This window comes from Paracrocinitomix mangrovi, from assembly GCF_019740355.2.
In the GTDB taxonomy this organism is placed as follows: Bacteria; Bacteroidota; Bacteroidia; order Flavobacteriales_D; family Crocinitomicaceae; genus Paracrocinitomix; species Paracrocinitomix mangrovi.
In genome coordinates this window covers 2,879,812-2,895,162 of record NZ_CP091819.1, presented here as the reverse complement: position 1 = coordinate 2,895,162, position 15,351 = coordinate 2,879,812, and the positions used below count along the sequence as shown (strand labels likewise).

16 protein-coding genes are annotated in these 15,351 nt (G+C 35.6%); 7 read left to right on the top strand and 9 right to left on the bottom strand.

Features of this window, described 5'->3' with window-relative positions:
• Position 1: 1 nt before the first annotated feature.
• From K6119_RS13250 to K6119_RS13235, 4 genes are all read right to left on the bottom strand, one after another.
• The gene (locus tag K6119_RS13250) at positions 2–1,690 is read right to left on the bottom strand and encodes an ArnT family glycosyltransferase (protein WP_221832443.1); all 1,689 of its coding nucleotides are present in this window, start codon (positions 1,688–1,690) and stop codon (positions 2–4) included.
• On the bottom strand, positions 1,690–2,433 hold the full coding sequence (locus tag K6119_RS13245; protein WP_221832441.1) for a glycosyltransferase family 2 protein: 744 nt from the start codon (positions 2,431–2,433) through the stop codon (positions 1,690–1,692). The genes K6119_RS13250 and K6119_RS13245 overlap by 1 nt, the downstream gene beginning before the upstream one ends.
• A gap of 54 nt (positions 2,434–2,487) precedes the next feature.
• Positions 2,488–3,774 (bottom strand): NAD(P)/FAD-dependent oxidoreductase, encoded by a 1,287-nt coding sequence (locus tag K6119_RS13240; protein ID WP_221832439.1) that lies wholly within the window; start codon positions 3,772–3,774, stop codon positions 2,488–2,490.
• A 64-nt stretch (positions 3,775–3,838) separates the two neighbouring features.
• Positions 3,839–4,201, bottom strand: coding sequence for a YraN family protein (locus tag K6119_RS13235; protein WP_221832437.1), 363 nt, complete (start codon positions 4,199–4,201; stop codon positions 3,839–3,841).
• 68 nt (positions 4,202–4,269) lie between these two features.
• Here K6119_RS13235 and K6119_RS13230 point away from each other — a divergent pair, with 68 nt between their 5' ends.
• From K6119_RS13230 to K6119_RS13200, 7 genes are all read left to right on the top strand, one after another.
• Positions 4,270–5,148 (top strand): hypothetical protein, encoded by an 879-nt coding sequence (locus K6119_RS13230; RefSeq protein ID WP_221832435.1) that lies wholly within the window; start codon positions 4,270–4,272, stop codon positions 5,146–5,148.
• Positions 5,149–5,227: 79 nt separating this feature from the next.
• Positions 5,228–5,998 carry a TatD family hydrolase gene (locus K6119_RS13225; RefSeq protein WP_221832432.1) on the top strand — a complete coding sequence of 257 codons (771 nt, stop codon included), beginning with the start codon at positions 5,228–5,230 and terminating at the stop codon, positions 5,996–5,998.
• A gap of 179 nt (positions 5,999–6,177) precedes the next feature.
• Positions 6,178–7,206 carry an asparaginase gene (locus tag K6119_RS13220; protein ID WP_221832431.1) on the top strand — a complete coding sequence of 343 codons (1,029 nt, stop codon included), beginning with the start codon at positions 6,178–6,180 and terminating at the stop codon, positions 7,204–7,206.
• Between the two features lie 145 nt (positions 7,207–7,351).
• Positions 7,352–8,200, top strand: a complete 849-nt coding sequence (locus tag K6119_RS13215; RefSeq protein ID WP_221832429.1) for a MotA/TolQ/ExbB proton channel family protein — start codon at positions 7,352–7,354, stop codon at positions 8,198–8,200.
• 36 nt (positions 8,201–8,236) lie between these two features.
• Complete coding sequence (locus K6119_RS13210) at positions 8,237–8,716, top strand: hypothetical protein (protein WP_221832427.1); 480 nt, start codon at positions 8,237–8,239, stop codon at positions 8,714–8,716.
• Positions 8,717–8,737: 21 nt separating this feature from the next.
• A complete protein-coding gene (locus tag K6119_RS13205) occupies positions 8,738–9,454 on the top strand; it encodes an ExbD/TolR family protein (RefSeq protein WP_221832425.1) in 717 nt (238 codons plus the stop codon).
• 6 nt (positions 9,455–9,460) lie between these two features.
• Positions 9,461–9,919 carry an ExbD/TolR family protein gene (locus K6119_RS13200; protein ID WP_221832423.1) on the top strand — a complete coding sequence of 153 codons (459 nt, stop codon included), beginning with the start codon at positions 9,461–9,463 and terminating at the stop codon, positions 9,917–9,919.
• Positions 9,920–9,986: 67 nt separating this feature from the next.
• On the opposite strand, the gene K6119_RS13195 is transcribed toward K6119_RS13200, so the two are convergent.
• From K6119_RS13195 to mreC, 5 genes are read right to left on the bottom strand one after another with little or no spacing between them, the layout of a single operon-like run.
• Positions 9,987–10,736 carry a CPBP family intramembrane glutamic endopeptidase gene (locus K6119_RS13195; RefSeq protein WP_221832420.1) on the bottom strand — a complete coding sequence of 250 codons (750 nt, stop codon included), beginning with the start codon at positions 10,734–10,736 and terminating at the stop codon, positions 9,987–9,989.
• Positions 10,736–12,106: a rod shape-determining protein RodA gene (rodA, locus tag K6119_RS13190; RefSeq protein ID WP_221832419.1), complete on the bottom strand. Its 1,371-nt coding sequence runs from the start codon at positions 12,104–12,106 to the stop codon at positions 10,736–10,738. Before rodA ends, K6119_RS13195 begins: the two co-directional genes overlap by 1 nt.
• Positions 12,106–13,986, bottom strand: a complete 1,881-nt coding sequence (locus K6119_RS13185; RefSeq protein ID WP_221832418.1) for a peptidoglycan D,D-transpeptidase FtsI family protein — start codon at positions 13,984–13,986, stop codon at positions 12,106–12,108. Before K6119_RS13185 ends, rodA begins: the two co-directional genes overlap by 1 nt.
• A complete protein-coding gene (locus K6119_RS13180) occupies positions 13,983–14,498 on the bottom strand; it encodes a hypothetical protein (protein WP_221832417.1) in 516 nt (171 codons plus the stop codon). Before K6119_RS13180 ends, K6119_RS13185 begins: the two co-directional genes overlap by 4 nt.
• Positions 14,488–15,330, bottom strand: a complete 843-nt coding sequence (gene mreC, locus K6119_RS13175) for a rod shape-determining protein MreC (protein WP_221832416.1) — start codon at positions 15,328–15,330, stop codon at positions 14,488–14,490. The genes K6119_RS13180 and mreC overlap by 11 nt, the downstream gene beginning before the upstream one ends.
• Between the last annotated feature and the right edge of the window lie 21 nt (positions 15,331–15,351).

Genomic DNA, 15,351 nt, shown 5'->3' with positions numbered 1-15,351 from the left:
CTTATTTGACAGCCTCTCTCTTATAGAATTTAAACCCTCCTTTTTGGTCTATTTTTTTGATGTGGGGGATTGTATCCAATTCTACATGCTGCACTTTAGTGATGAAATAGGTATCATAATCAATATCACCATACTTCAAAAACGGTCTTACCTCAGCTTCTAAAGGAGTATATAATGTAGGCTTACCATCAAATACTTCATCTCTTATTTTTGTAAAGGCGTTAGGATGTTGAGGTTGCTGGAAATAAAAATATTGGGCATAACTTTTAAATCCAACACAGGCTACATATACTTCTTGGCCTTTAATCTCTTCCATGAAATCAATCATTGGACCCTGAGAATGGGCTTCAATTTTTCGCACTACAAAAACTGTGGTCAAACTCAAAGTAACAGTAAATAAAAGCGCATTCCATTGCAATCCCTTTAGCAATTGGTCCTTTCTCCAGTAAAGGATCAATAACACAACTCCCACAATATAAAAGACCACAATGATGGGTTCGAAACCTGACCAAACAACATCCGGATTTTTGAATCCTTCTACCGCAAAAGGATCTTTCATTTTATCTAAAAAGTGATGTCTGAAAACAGCAAATAATGGCAATCCAACAAAAATTGCAGTAAAAATCACAGCAAAAAACAGATAGATAATTCTAACGTACTTCTTGAGCTCTTTCCAGTTGAATTTTTCAATTACTGTTGCCGCCAAAAATGAAAGTGGCAAATAGGTCATTGACGAGTAGTGAATGATCTTTGTTTCAACAATAGAAAACAGGATAAGAACCACCCAAAACAAAATCGTCCACCAACGTTCCAAATCAGTTTCTCTTTTTCTTTTAATCAGTGAAGGGATGGCAAAAATAGAAAGCGGAAAAGTTCCAATTAAAACCACCACAAAATGATAATAAAAAGGTTGTGAGTGCCCTGCAACCGGTCTGCTAAATAAGTCAATTTGATACTCAATGAATTCAATTAAGAACCATGGTCCATTCTTTACCATTTCAAATCCAAACCACAAAAAAGAAACCATTACAACCATTAAAGCAAAGATTCCTATTTGCTTAAAACTCGGAAAAACCTTGAATTTTTTAAGCGCTATAAATATGATAAAGGTCAACAGCACCAATAAAAATCCAACAGGACCTTTAGTTAAAACCGCCAATCCACAAAACAATCCAGCTAAAAGTGCATGTTTTTGTTTTTTATCTGCCACCATTAAACCTTTAAACAGATAATAGGATGATAGGAAAATAAAGAGATTAAATACAGGGTCAATAATGCCCGAACGAAAATACATTTGAGGTAAAAAACTGCACATATACAGATACCCCCAGATCAAACCAAAGCGTTGATTCTTTTCTTTTTTACCTATGAAATAAAGTACAGCAATCGTTATAATTCCAGCAATAGCATTGGGAAATCTGGCTGCAAATTCATTGATTCCAAATAAGTGCATTGATCCCGCCTGTAGCCAAAAAAACAAAGGCGGTTTTTCCCAAAAAGGTGTGAAATTGACCTGTACTTTAAAGTAGTCACCAGTTACCATCATTTCTCTGGCAGACTCTGCAAAATTGATTTCGTCCCAATCAAAAAGATGTACAATTCCCAGTGTAGGAACAAACGCTACAACAGCTAAAATGATAAGGATTCTAAAGTCTTTTGACTCGCTTATTTCTTTGAAAAAGGTGCGCATTAAAGCTTCTTAAAGATCTTTGCTTTCATGCCTAATTTAGAGAAAAAATATTGCATGGAAACCTTCATAACTCCCAATCCATAAACAGAACTTCGTTTAAAATTGATGGATGAAGCTTCTTCAAAATACTTGGTTGGGCATGTGATTTCAGCTACCTCATTTCCCTTGTACAGGATTTGCGCTAAAAATTGATTGTCAAATACAAAGTCTTCTGAGTTTTCATTGTAAGGTATTTCTTCCAACACCTTTCTTGAGTATGCACGATAACCTGTATGATATTCTGACAATTTTTGACCCATCATTACATTTTGAAAGAGGGTTAAAAATCTGTTGGCAATCCATTTATATCTTGGCATTCCTCCTTTTAAAGCTCCTTTTCCAAGAATTCTTGAAGCAATTACTACCGGGTAAACATCATTGGCTATCAAAGAAACCATGGGAGTTATCAACTGCGGAGTATATTGATAATCAGGATGCACCATGATGATGATATCCGCTCCGATCTCTAATGCTTTGTTATAACAAGACTTTTGATTTCCGCCGTATCCACGGTTTTGCTCGTGTTGAACAATGTGTTGAATTCCTAGTCTTTTGGCTACCTCAACGGTGTCGTCCGAGCTTCTGTCATCCGTTAAAATAACGTCATCCACAACATCCATTGGAATTTCATTATATGTTTTTTCCAATGTTTTACCTGCATTATATGCTGGCATGATGACTGCTACTTTTTTTCCGTTGATCATTTGAAGTCCTCCAGATTTTGGGGACAAAGATATTATTTCAAAATAATTGATTCACTAATTAGAAGCGTCTTCTTTCTTTTTATAAGGTCTAACAATAAGTCTTAAACCATTATTAAAGCGGATATAGTTCCATACCCAATTAATGAAAACAATTACCCTGTTTCTAAATCCTACAAGCAACATAAGGTGCACAAACATCCAGGTTAACCAAGCAAATGTTCCGCCCAGTTTGCTGTTTTTTAAATCAACAACAGCAAGGTTTCTACCCACTGTTGCCATGCTCCCCTTGTCTTTATATTTGAAAGGATGAATTTTTTTCTTGCGTGCCTTTCTATTAAACTGTTTGGCCAAATATGCTCCAGCCTGCATTGCAACTGCCCCTAACATAGGTAAGCCATTCTGAAAATCTTTGGTTTCCAAATATGCAGCATCACCCAAAACATAAACATCTTCATTGTTGGTTAACTGCAAATATTCATTCACCTTTAATCTATTTCCTCTGGCCCTCAAGTCATCTCCAAATCCATCAGGGTGATCAGCCGCAACTCCTGCAGCCCAAATAAGGGTATCCGTTTTAAATTCCTTGCCACTCTTAGTTTTTACCAGATTGTTATCATAGCTTTCTACAATCATATCTGTGTAAATGTTGACACCCAATTTTTTCAAATAATTGTATGCTCTTTCAGAAGATTGCTTACTCATAGCAGCTAAAACCCTTGGTGCCGCTTCTATCAGGTGAATCTCCATTTGTCTAAAATCCAGATCAGGAAAATCCTTTGGTAAAATTCTATTGCGCAATTCTGCAATGGCTCCGGCTAATTCCACACCAGTTGGTCCGGCACCTACAATTACCACATTCATCAATTCCAGTCTTTTATCAAGATCATTGATGTTTAATGCGTTCTCAAAATTCTGCAACATCTTACTTCGCAAATTCAAAGCTTCAGTAAGGGTTTTCATTGGCATTGCGTTTTCTTCTACAGAGTCAATTCCAAAGTAATTGTTGGTGGCTCCGGTTGCAACTATCAAATAATCATATTTCAGCTCACCCATGGAAGTGGAAACGATTTTCTCTTGTGTTTTCACTTGATTCACTTCAGTTAATCGGAAGTACATGTTCTTCTTTTTTCGAAGTGTTTTTCTAACGGGATAGGCAATAGAATCTGGTTCTAATCCTGCCGTGGCAACTTGATAAAGTAATGGCTGAAAAGTGTGATAATTGTTTTTGTCAATTAAGACGAGTTGATAGAATCGAGTATCGATTTGTCTGGCTAATTTTAGTCCGGCAAACCCCGCTCCAATCACCACAACCCGTGGTAAATCTATATCGGGAATGTTCATCTAAAATGCTTTGTAACAAAGTTATCATTTATGTTGAAGCCATTCCAAAAAATGAACCTAATTATTAAAGCATTGGATAAAAAGCATCTTCAATATGCTCTATTTCTTTTTGTTTTTCATTTAAAACAATAATGACCAGATCAAACCTACAATCCTTATCAATTTCATTTTCCTTGATATATTGATCAGCAGCTTTAATGAGAAATCTCTGCTTTGACAAGGAGAGAATTTCATTTGGATCGGTAAGATAACTGCTCTGCCTGGTCTTTACTTCTGTTACAACAAGCATATTTCCCCACTCAGATATTATATCTATTTCCATTTTTTGAAAACGATAATTTCTACTGAGAATTGTGTGTCCTTTATTGACTAAAAAATCCACTGCTAATTCTTCACCAGCTACTCCTAAATCATTGTGATCTGCCATTGGTAACTAATTTAGTTTTATTTTTGTCAAAACGTAACAATTTTGGGAGGAATCCTTATAAACAATAGATGTTAGGACGTAAGGTATATTTAATGATGCTTTTTATTGGCTTGTCTTTTATAGGATATAGCCAACGTTATTCGTACAAGAAAAAGTTTGGTAATCAACAAAATGCCATGTACTTGTACTGGGGATATAATAGATCAATCTATACAAAAAGTAACATCAATTTTTACAGCCCTACCTACAATTTTACTCTGATGAACGCAGCTGCAAAGGACAATCCTTGCAATGATGCCGGAACCTATTTTAATCCTTCAAAGTTTACTGTTCCTCAATTTAGTGTACGTATAGGTTGGTACTACAAACACCGTTGGGATTTTTCTTTAGGATACGATCACTTCAAATACGTAATGAGAGATTGGCAACACCTTTATGTTAATGGTGTTATTGAAGGTACAACCAATAGCTCGTTGAATGGTGTTTATACAGATAGTGATGGAAAAATATTGATTAAACCGGATGACCTTCATTATGAAAATTCGAACGGTTTAAATTACATTTCACTCCAACTTAATAATACTGCACCACTTTATAAGACCAACAATAAAAAATTTGTGATTCACAGAAGATTTGGTGGTGGGTTTGGGCCGGTTATTACACAAACAGATTTTAATTGGGACGGAGAAATTTATCATTCAACACTGAAATTTGCAGGATACGGTATTTCACTAAATGGTGGTGTAAGATTTGATTTTTGGAATAGATTTTTTGTCTTGAATAACTTCTCAACCGGCTTTATACATCTACCTAAAAATGCTACTATTCAACGTCAGGAGCATTATGCAAGACATAAGTTTATGTATGCTTCCTGGGAAATTGCAGTTGGTGTACTTTGGTACGTGCGTACTAAAAACGGTTGTGATACTTGTCCAGATTGGCATTAATAGATTCAAGAGTCAGGAATCTAGAAAACCTACATTTTCTCAATATCCTTCATCAAAATCTTCTTAGTAATTTTGCATCATGCAATTTATAGACACACACACCCATTTATTTGTTGAGCAGTTTGAGGAAGACAGAAATCAAGTTGTAGAAAAAGCACTTTCAGAAGGTGTGAATCAGATGTTGCTACCTAATATTGATCTAGAATCAATAGATGCCATGCACAATTTAGCCGAATCCTTTCCCGGTAAGTGCATTCCTATGATGGGATTACACCCTTGCTCTGTTACTCAAGATTGGGAACAACAAATGGCAGTGATCAAGGATCATTTATTCCAAAATAAATATTGTGCTGTTGGAGAAATTGGAGTGGATCTTTATTGGGATCAATCGACAAAGGAATTTCAGCAAAAAGCATTTGCACAACAAATTGAATGGGCCAAAGAGTTAAAGCTTCCTATTGTGATTCATGTTAGAGATGCATTTGATGAAACATTTGAAATAGTTGATGCTTTAAATGATGATAATTTAAGTGGTGTTTTTCATTGTTTTACAGGAACAATTGAGCAAGCTCATCATATTCTAAACTATGGTGGATTTAAATTGGGAATTGGAGGAGTACTCACATTTAAAAACAGTGGATTAGATCAAGTGATAGAACAAATCGATTTAGAACATTTGGTTTTAGAGACAGATTCTCCTTACCTGGCTCCCACTCCTTTTAGAGGTAAACGCAATGAATCTTCATACATCACCTATGTGGCATCCAAACTAGCAGAAGTTAAAAATGTGGGAATTGAAAAAGTGGCCGAGATCACTACTCAAAACGCACAATCGCTTTTTGGGCTTTAAACATCATCTTAATCAATCACCAATACCACACAGTCAATTAGGGCAGAGTAAATACTTACTTCTGTTATACATTTGCAATTAGTCGTTCGGGAAATTCATGGACAAAGTCTGCAAGGACAATTGAAATGATTATTTTCGTGAATGCTTCAACAAAGAAGTAAGTCAAAACGAACGATTAAATGAAAAACCCAAAGGTCCTAATTATTTACACTGGCGGAACCATTGGTATGATCAATGATCCTGAAACCGGTGCGCTTAAACCGTTTGATTTTGAATCGTTGTATGGCAACATTCCTGAATTAAAACAGTTTGACTACGAATTAGATACTTTTTCGGTTGAAGAGCCCATAGACTCTTCAGATATGAATCCTCAAAAGTGGGGAGACGTAGCAAAAACGATCTTTGACAATTATGCTGATTACAACGGATTTGTTGTGCTTCATGGAACAGACACCATGGCTTTTACAACCTCTGCATTAAGTTTTATGTTGCAGGGATTAAAAAAGCCGGTAGTTTTTACAGGATCACAATTGCCAATTGGACAAATTCGAACAGACGGGAAGGAAAATTTAATCACAGCCATTGAAATTGCCGGTATGGTAAATATGAGTGGTCGTTCAGTGATTCAACAAGTAGCATTGTACTTTGAATTTCAGTTATACAGTGGAAATAGAGTTAGTAAAATAAGCACCTTTAATTTTGAGGCGTTTAAAAGCTACAACTATCCATTGTTAGCGGAAGCAGGAACCAATATTCGCATCAATCAAAATGCGCTTTACAGGTCAGAGTTTAATGAGCTTGAGCTTTTCACAGATTTTAACCCTAACGTTGCCCTTATTAAGTTGTTTCCGGGAATGGAAGTAGAACATTACAAATCCATTTTTGACATAAACGAGGTAGAAGGAATCATTTTAGAGACATTTGGAAATGGGAACAGTTTTACCAATCCAACATTTGAAAAAATGATTGCAGATTACATGACAGCAGGAGGTATTGTTTTAAACATTACCCAATGTGCACAGGGAAATGTGGTGCTAGGATTATACCAATCTTCTGCTCATTTTAGAAGGCTTTCTGTTATCAGTGGAAGAGACATTACCACTGAAGCTGCGGTGACTAAAATGATGTATGTATTAGGAAAATACAAGGATCAGGAAGAACGCATTCAAATGCTGAATAAAAACATCTGCGGAGAAGTAACAATTTAATAAGATAGCAAAGGGTTGAAAAATACCCCTGTAATTAGCATAAGTTAGAAAATTTTGTACTTTAGCAATCGCATTTTCGGGCTACTAAACCAAAAATCATTAAAACCCCGAAAACGCAAGGAACTTTAAAATAAATTATAGAAAAATGAAAAAAGTATTGGCATTAATCGCTATTGCAGGTTTTATAACCTTTGGAGTGTCTACAAATGCTGTAGCTCAAACTCCAGATGAAACAGAGGATACAACTCAGGTAGTTGAGGATACTACAGCTACACAAGACGTTACCCCTCCACCAGCTGATCTAACAGATGACGGAAAAGCTGCAGAAGGTGATGACGATCAGGGAGGATTCTCAATCACTACTCAATTAAAAACTAGATTTATTGAGGGTGGACCTTTATTTATGGGTATTGTATTGCTTTGTTTGATTCTAGGATTGGCATTGATCATTGAAAGAATCGTTTACTTGAACTTAGCAACTACTAACACTAAGAAATTGGTTCAGGATGTTGAAGATGCTTTAGCTTCAGGAGGAATTGAAGCTGCTAAAGAAGTATGTAGAAACACAAGAGGACCTGTTGCTTCAATTTTCTATCAAGGTTTAGATAGATCTGACGAAGGAATTGACCACGTAGAAAAAGCAGTTGTTGCTTACGGTGGTGTACAAATGGGATTAATGGAAAAAGGAATGTCTTGGATTGGGTTATTCATTGCTTTGGCACCAATGCTAGGGTTTATGGGAACTGTAATCGGGATGATTCAGGCATTTGATGATATCGCAAACGCAGGAACAATTTCTGCTGAGGTTGTTGCGGTAGGTATTAAAGTAGCCTTATTAACAACAGTATTCGGATTGATCGTTGCGATTATCCTACAAATATTTTACAATTACTTGTTGGCGAAAATTGATAGCCTTGTTAATGACATGGAAGATGCTTCAATCTCATTGATTGATGTATTGATCAAGCATGACGCAGCTTCAAGACCGCAATAATTGTATCCCTACTAATAAACGCATAAACGAAAAACTATGAGCGAGAAAGTAGTCGGATTAATAAGAACTATAGGAGTTATCATCCTATTTGTTATCGGGGTTGTATTGATCGTAGGAGCAATGCAAACAGAAATTGACCCTGAAACAAATTTACCGGTGAATGACCCTGTGGCAGTATCAAATTCTGCCAACTATTCTGTGATTTTGGTCTATATGGGATTGGGAGCTATTGCAATCTTTTCTATCTGGAGCATTATTCAAAACCCTAAGAGATTTATTCGCCCTGCAATTGGGATTGCAATTTTTGGAGTTTTAGCTTTGATTTCATACGGAATCGCATCAGACGAGATGATTCCTGCTTTATTGAAAACTGAAGAATCAGCTGCAAATGCAACACCAGAAGCATTAAAATGGGGTGGTGCCGGAATTAAAGGTACTTTCATTTTAGTGGGTATTGCTATCGTATTGATCTTGATTGGTACGGTAATGAATATGAAGAAATACTTCTCTAATTAATTGAATTAATAAAGAATAATTATGGCAAAAAGAGAGTTACAAGAAATCAATGCGGGATCAATGGCGGACATTGCCTTCTTGCTTTTGATTTTCTTCCTGGTAACTACAACCATGGAAGTGGATGCCGGTATTGCACGTACGTTGCCATTGAAGAGAGATGAAACAATTAAATATCCACCTGTAGAAATTAATGACAGAGATATTTTGTATATCAAGGCAAATTCAAATGATCAATTGTTGGTTGAGGACAAATTGACTGAAATTGAGGATTTAGAGGAAATTGTAATGGATTTTTATACGGCAAATGAGAGAACCGAAACGGATAAAACTATGCCAAAATATTCAACCGTTGATATTCCTACTTGCCAGCAAAAAATAGCTGAATTTCAAAAAGCAGTGGAAGAAAATCCAAAAGATACTTATTTAAATAATGAGTTGGAAAGTTGGAAAACTAAATTGAAGTTGTGTCAAGAATTGCCTGGAAATTCATACCGTGAGTTATTTAAACTTGCTGTAATTAAATTGGAAAATCAGGCACGTACCTCTTATGGTTTGTACATTCAAATTCAAAACGTATTGAAAAAAGTTGTCAATGAATTGAGAGCTAAAAAATGCGAAGAGATTTGGAATAGAGACTACTATGCATTGAGAGAGGATGATCCAAAAGATCAAGACTTGATTATGAAGTTAAGAGTTTTGGTTCCGGAGAGAATTGTAGAAGCTAAAATTGAAAAGTAATCTATTATGGGAAAGTTTAATAAAGGAGGAAAAAAGGATGTACCTGGAGTAAATACTTCAGCACTACCTGATATCATCTTCATGCTATTGTTCTTTTTCATGGTAGCTACTACAATGAAAGAGGTAGAATATCAGGTTGAAATTAAAAAACCTAAAGCTACTCAAGCTGAAGAATTAGAGGACAAGGATAATGTTGATTTCATTTACATTGGATTTCCACTAGATAAGGAAATGGGTTCTGAACCACGTATCCAATTAGATGATCAATTGATTTCTGACGTAAACGTTGTTAGTGACTGGAAACAAGGAAAAACACGTGAAGGTAAACGTCCTTTTGACATTGTTACTTCGCTTAAAGTTCACAAAGATGTTGGTATGAGAATCGTATCAGATGTGAAAGAGGAGTTGACTAGTATCAATGCTATTAAGATCAATTACTCAGCTGATAAAGAAGCTAAAAAATAATATTGAAAGCCAATCGGCATTTTAATTTTAAAGTTCGATCCCTTCTCATTTTTGAGAGGGGATTTTTTTATATCCATTCAGGAAAGTAAAATGCCACAACCAGATTTAAGGCATTGAATAAAAAATGCGCCAATATGTTATACCTGATGTCTTTGGTATAAACATAAATGTATCCTAAAACCAGTCCCATAAAAATCATAGGTAACAAATTCCATGGCTGTACGTGAATAGCCGCAAATATTAATGAAGACACAATAACACCAAAGTGCATTTTATTACTCACTAACCATAACTTTTTCAATAAAAGACCTCTAAATAATAACTCTTCTACTATTGCAGGTACCAATCCATAAATTATAAGCGCAAATGGAAAAAGCTCAGGTTTTTCAACATTGAACCATACTGCATACTTCTCCTTTTGTTCTATAGCCATTTCATAAAACATAGAAGTTGGATATTGATCCATCAACCACAAATTGGCCCTTGATAAAGGCTCTACAACTACAAAGGCCAAAATAAAGACACCGAGCACCTTTAATAGATTCTTACTATTGAATTTTGTCCAATCAAACTCTTGTTTAAAGGTTTTTCCAATAATCTTAAGAAAGGCTAATACGCCTAATAAAAACATGGCAAGTTGAGTACAAAAAACAATTATATACATGTATTTTGGTTGATTCAGATCAGCTGTTGCTACATCACTCCCAGCTATGGCAGTAATACCAATAGAGGCCAATATTTGTGCAAAATAACTTGAAACTAATACTAGTAATAATAGAATAAAGATTTGAGAGCTTACGGGAATTTGAGGCTTCATTACTGCAATACAATTTTTCTTTCAGAATCTAATTTAACCAATATAAACAGGAGTAAAGAAAAGGTAAGTACTTGCGATCCTCCATAACTAAATAATGGCAAAGGAATTCCAATTACGGGTGCTAAACCAATAGCCATTCCAACATTAATCATAAAATGGTAAAAGAAGATTCCCGCAACACTGTATGCAAATATCCGGGTAAATTTGGATCGTTGTCGTTCAGCAATAGACACTAGTTTAATTAATAAAATAGTGTACAACAAGACAAGAAAAAAGGAACCAATAAATCCTCTTTCTTCAGACCAGGTACAAAAAATAAAGTCTGTAGACTGCATAGGAACGTGCCCTTGCTGTGCATTTGCTAAAGTGGCTTGCTTATATCCTTTCCCCGCAAATCCACCTGAACCAATTGCCGCTTTAGCTCTATTGATGTTATACCCTTCACCATTGGGATCCTCAATTTTACCCAGCACCAAATCAATTCTTGTCTTTTGATGATCCTGTAAAAAGGTAGAATATCCCCATTCAATAAAATTGACAAATAAAATAGCCACCACCAAACTTCCGACTAAAGCTCTGTACAATGGTGGTCTGTTTCTCTTTAAAACAAAGTATTTAATAATGAAGAAAAAGGTCAATCCCATCAATAAGAGAGACACCACTATTCCTGTTTTACCGGACATTTTAATCTTTAATCCCGGCAGCATATAAGTTGAATCTGCCACAATTAAAGTAATTACTGCAATGATCACCGCAATTACCATGAATAAAAGAATATTCCCGGCATATCCTTCTCTATATAACACCAATATAAAAGAGGTGAATATGATAAAGGTTCCCATATCCGGCTGCAACAAAACTAATATTGCCGGAATACCCAGTATCACTAATGTTTTCCAATGTGTATTAAAAAGATCTGCAAAATAGCTTACGCTTATACTCGGTTTTTGTCTTGCTTTTAATGCCGGCATACTAGCCAAATGTGCTGAAAGAGCCAAAGCTGCCCCTAACTTACCAAGCTCAGAGGGTTGTATACCAAATGAACCAAAACCAAACCAGGACTTGGCTCCATTTATAGGTTCAGTGAACAATACAGCCACTAGCATAAACACAATAACACCATACACCCAATAGGCAGATTTTCTGATGAACGACCCATCCAAAAACATGATAATTACCCCCAAAAACAAAGAAACTCCGGCCCACATTATCTGCTTTCCGTGCTCTGTTCCCAAATTAAACAAACCGGGTTTTTCAGGATCATATACAGCAGAATAGATATTGGAAACGCTCAATCCAATAATCACAAAATAGATCAACACAATTGTCCAATCTACATCTGCCCATATTTTCTCACTTTTTCCTCTCACTATCTATTCTTCTTGTAATTCATGATTTCTATTGGCATCAAATCTGCCTCAAGAATTCTCTGTTCTTTCGCTTTGTCTTTAATCTCTCCTGTAATATATTTTTCTATCAACAAACTGGCAATTGGTGCCGCCCATGTTCCTCCAAAACCTGAGTTTTCAATGTAAACTGAGATGGCAATTTTGGGATTATTTCTAGGTGCAAAAGCAATAAATATTGAGTGATCTTTTAACTGTCTTCTTTTACCACCATACACTTTAAAGTTCTCTGCCGTTCCTGTCTTACCGCAGATGTCTAAACTATCTACCCTTGCTCTACTTGCAGTACCTCCGGCTTCATGAACAACACGCCACATTCCGTCTATTACCGGTCCAAAATACTTTGGCTCAACCTTAGAATCTTGTCTTTGTCTGTAAATTTCAGGAATATCACCATCTTCAATTTCTTTGATAAAATGCGGATAATAAAAATGCCCTCTATTTGCCATTACACAGGCTACATTTGCCAATTCCAAAGGAGTCAACTCAACTTCTCCCTGTCCAATTGAATTTGAATAAATTGTACTAAATGCCCAGGCGTATTCACCATAAGGTCTGGATTTAGAAGGGAATTCATTATTGTAAAAGTCTGTATTTGGGATACGACCTGAGGTTACTGCCGGGAAGTCAACATTTAAACCTTTGTCCAATCCAAAACTGTATAAATAATCTGCCCAAATATCTAAACCATAGGCCGCATCTTTAAAATGACTCTTGTATTTTCCTTGTTGGATAATCTTTCTGGTTAAATAATAGAAATAGGGGTTGCAAGACATTTTAACTCCGTCTGAAACTCCTCTTGCTGTTGGGTGATTATGACAACCTACCAGATCTTTTGTACATGGGAATGAAGCCGTTGAATCAATCACTCCTTCTTGCATGGCAATAAGTGCCATCAACAATTTGAATGTAGATCCAGGGTTATATCTTGCTTGAGTGGCTCTGTTATAAAGTGGTTTTAAAGTATCCTCTGTAAGTTCTCCCCAGTTTTTTCCTAATCTTCTACCTACCAGCAAATTTGGGTCATAAGAAGGCGAAGAAATCATGGTTAAAATTTCACCGGTAGCCGGCTCAATTGCCACTATAGCACCTCTCTTATTTTGCATTAATTTTTCTCCGTACTCTTGCAAATCGCCGTCAATGGTTAAAGTGATGTTTTTTCCTTGTTCTGCCAGTGTATCATAGTTTCCATCTTCATATCTACCGGTTTCTAATCCAATGGCATCTTGCAAATAGTATTTAACTCCTTTTTTACCTCTTAGTAGTTCCTCATAACTCTTTTCTATTCCACTTTTACCAATGATATCTCCTGATGCGTAATATGGATCTCTTTTAATGTCATTGGAATCAACTTCTGCCATGTAACCCAAAACATGAGCGGCAACAGGACGTGGATAAATACGCAAAGTTCTTTCCACCTCATAAAAGCCTGGATACTTGTATAACTCCGGAGCTATATCTGCAAACTCATCAGGTGGAATTTGTTTTACCAAATCTGACGGCTTTCGCATTGAATAATCTCTTGCCTTATTCATTTGCTCAGTATACTCTTCTAAAGAAATATCTAACAACTTGGCAAATGAAACACTGTCCGGATTATCAGTTTGACCAGGAATTACACGAATGTCATAATAGACTTCGTTTGAAATTAGTTTTTTGTTGTTTCGGTCATAAACAATTCCCCTTGCAGGATAAGTGACAACCTTGTTTTCAGAAATTTGTGCCGCTCTTTCTTTCCATTTATCATCCACAACCTGCATGAAAAACAAGCGAACGATAAAAATGATCGGAATCAAAGTAAAAATCAATGCAATTACATATTTTCTATTGTCAATGTTGTTCATGACTTGGTTGGCTTATAGAAAATATACTGGAATAAAATAATGAGTCCAAGTGAGAATAGCAATGAAAAGAATGTTTTACCTAAAATGAGGAAGAACAAATCCAATCTGAATATTTCTACTGAGAAAATCCATAAGTGATGGATAAGTAGCATTACAGATGTATACAACAAATACCAAGGTAATCCCATATCTGGAATAGTTGGTAAAAGTGAATTTTCGTATCCTTCTTTTGGTTGGATATAATTTAATAAGGTTGGTCTTACATATCCTAATAAAATTCCAGCAGATGCATGTAAACCAAAAGTATTACTAAAAGCGTCAACACTTAATCCTAAAAGCAATCCCACCAACATTGATAAAATTGCATTCATGTTAAATGGCAACATCAAAATCATTAAAGGATAGATCATTGGAACAAAGTATTCATTAAGTTGAATATTGTTGACCACTAATCCCTGGATAAGGACTATGAGCACAAAAATCAATATGTACTTTAATAAACTATTGTTCATTTTGCTCATTAAACAAGTCGCCTTCTAGTTCGTCTTGTTCTTTTTTAAATAGATTTTTAACTACGTATACGTGATAAATGGCACTGAATTTTACCGCCAATTTTACATTGACGTTAATGGTAGGTTTACCATCCACCGCAAATATTTCATTTACATAACCCACTACTTGATTTTCAGGGAAGATTCCTTTATTACCCCAGGTAACTACAGTATCTCCTTCGCTAATGTCTATGTCGTGTGTAACACCGTTTAATTGCACAATTTCATTGTCTTTTCCGTCCCATTTTAATAGCCAATGTTCATTATTCCTTCTCAATTTAACAGCAACATTGATGTTTTCAGACAACAACGTTTTTACAATTGAATAGTGAGCAGAGGCATCTGTAACGAAACCGATTGTTCCATTTTTTGAAACTACACCCATTCCTTCTTCTACCCCATTTTTGGTTCCTTTATTGAGGGTAAAGTAATTGTCTCTTTTATTGTCAGATGCATTGATTACTTGCGCTTCAATGTATTGATACTGTTGCTCGTAAAGGGTATCATTAACGTAATAAAGTTTGTCTTGAAGCTTGTAGAAACTTTCAGGCAATAAAGCCCTTAGTTGAGCATTTTCAGCAGCCAAACTATCATTGGCATCACTGAGGCTAAAATGCTTAGTGATATTGTGCTTTTTTTCAACGAACCAACCCACTACTCCATTAGAGGTGTTGATCATTTGAGCTTTGTGAAAATTTTTGGAATTGAAGAAAAAAGTCAATACGAATACCTGCAACAATAAAAAGATGATAAAATCTCTAAATTTCTTTAAAAATTGTAGCAGTCTTCGCATTTAAATTCATCTTTCTAAATT

Excerpts from the sequence above, each read along its gene's own strand:
- K6119_RS13250 (WP_221832443.1), bottom strand. The coding sequence starts at position 1,690 with ATGCGCACCTTTTTCAAAGAAATAAGCGAGTCAAAAGACTTTAGAATC.
- K6119_RS13245 (WP_221832441.1), bottom strand. The coding sequence starts at position 2,433 with ATGATCAACGGAAAAAAAGTAGCAGTCATCATGCCAGCATATAATGCA.
- K6119_RS13240 (WP_221832439.1), bottom strand. The coding sequence starts at position 3,774 with ATGAACATTCCCGATATAGATTTACCACGGGTTGTGGTGATTGGAGCG.
- K6119_RS13235 (WP_221832437.1), bottom strand. The coding sequence starts at position 4,201 with ATGGCAGATCACAATGATTTAGGAGTAGCTGGTGAAGAATTAGCAGTG.
- K6119_RS13230 (WP_221832435.1), top strand. The coding sequence starts at position 4,270 with ATGTTAGGACGTAAGGTATATTTAATGATGCTTTTTATTGGCTTGTCT.
- K6119_RS13225 (WP_221832432.1), top strand. The coding sequence starts at position 5,228 with ATGCAATTTATAGACACACACACCCATTTATTTGTTGAGCAGTTTGAG.
- K6119_RS13220 (WP_221832431.1), top strand. The coding sequence starts at position 6,178 with ATGAAAAACCCAAAGGTCCTAATTATTTACACTGGCGGAACCATTGGT.
- K6119_RS13215 (WP_221832429.1), top strand. The coding sequence starts at position 7,352 with ATGAAAAAAGTATTGGCATTAATCGCTATTGCAGGTTTTATAACCTTT.
- K6119_RS13210 (WP_221832427.1), top strand. The coding sequence starts at position 8,237 with ATGAGCGAGAAAGTAGTCGGATTAATAAGAACTATAGGAGTTATCATC.
- K6119_RS13205 (WP_221832425.1), top strand. The coding sequence starts at position 8,738 with ATGGCAAAAAGAGAGTTACAAGAAATCAATGCGGGATCAATGGCGGAC.
- K6119_RS13200 (WP_221832423.1), top strand. The coding sequence starts at position 9,461 with ATGGGAAAGTTTAATAAAGGAGGAAAAAAGGATGTACCTGGAGTAAAT.
- K6119_RS13195 (WP_221832420.1), bottom strand. The coding sequence starts at position 10,736 with ATGAAGCCTCAAATTCCCGTAAGCTCTCAAATCTTTATTCTATTATTA.
- K6119_RS13185 (WP_221832418.1), bottom strand. The coding sequence starts at position 13,986 with ATGAACAACATTGACAATAGAAAATATGTAATTGCATTGATTTTTACT.
- K6119_RS13180 (WP_221832417.1), bottom strand. The coding sequence starts at position 14,498 with ATGAACAATAGTTTATTAAAGTACATATTGATTTTTGTGCTCATAGTC.
- mreC (WP_221832416.1), bottom strand. The coding sequence starts at position 15,330 with ATGCGAAGACTGCTACAATTTTTAAAGAAATTTAGAGATTTTATCATC.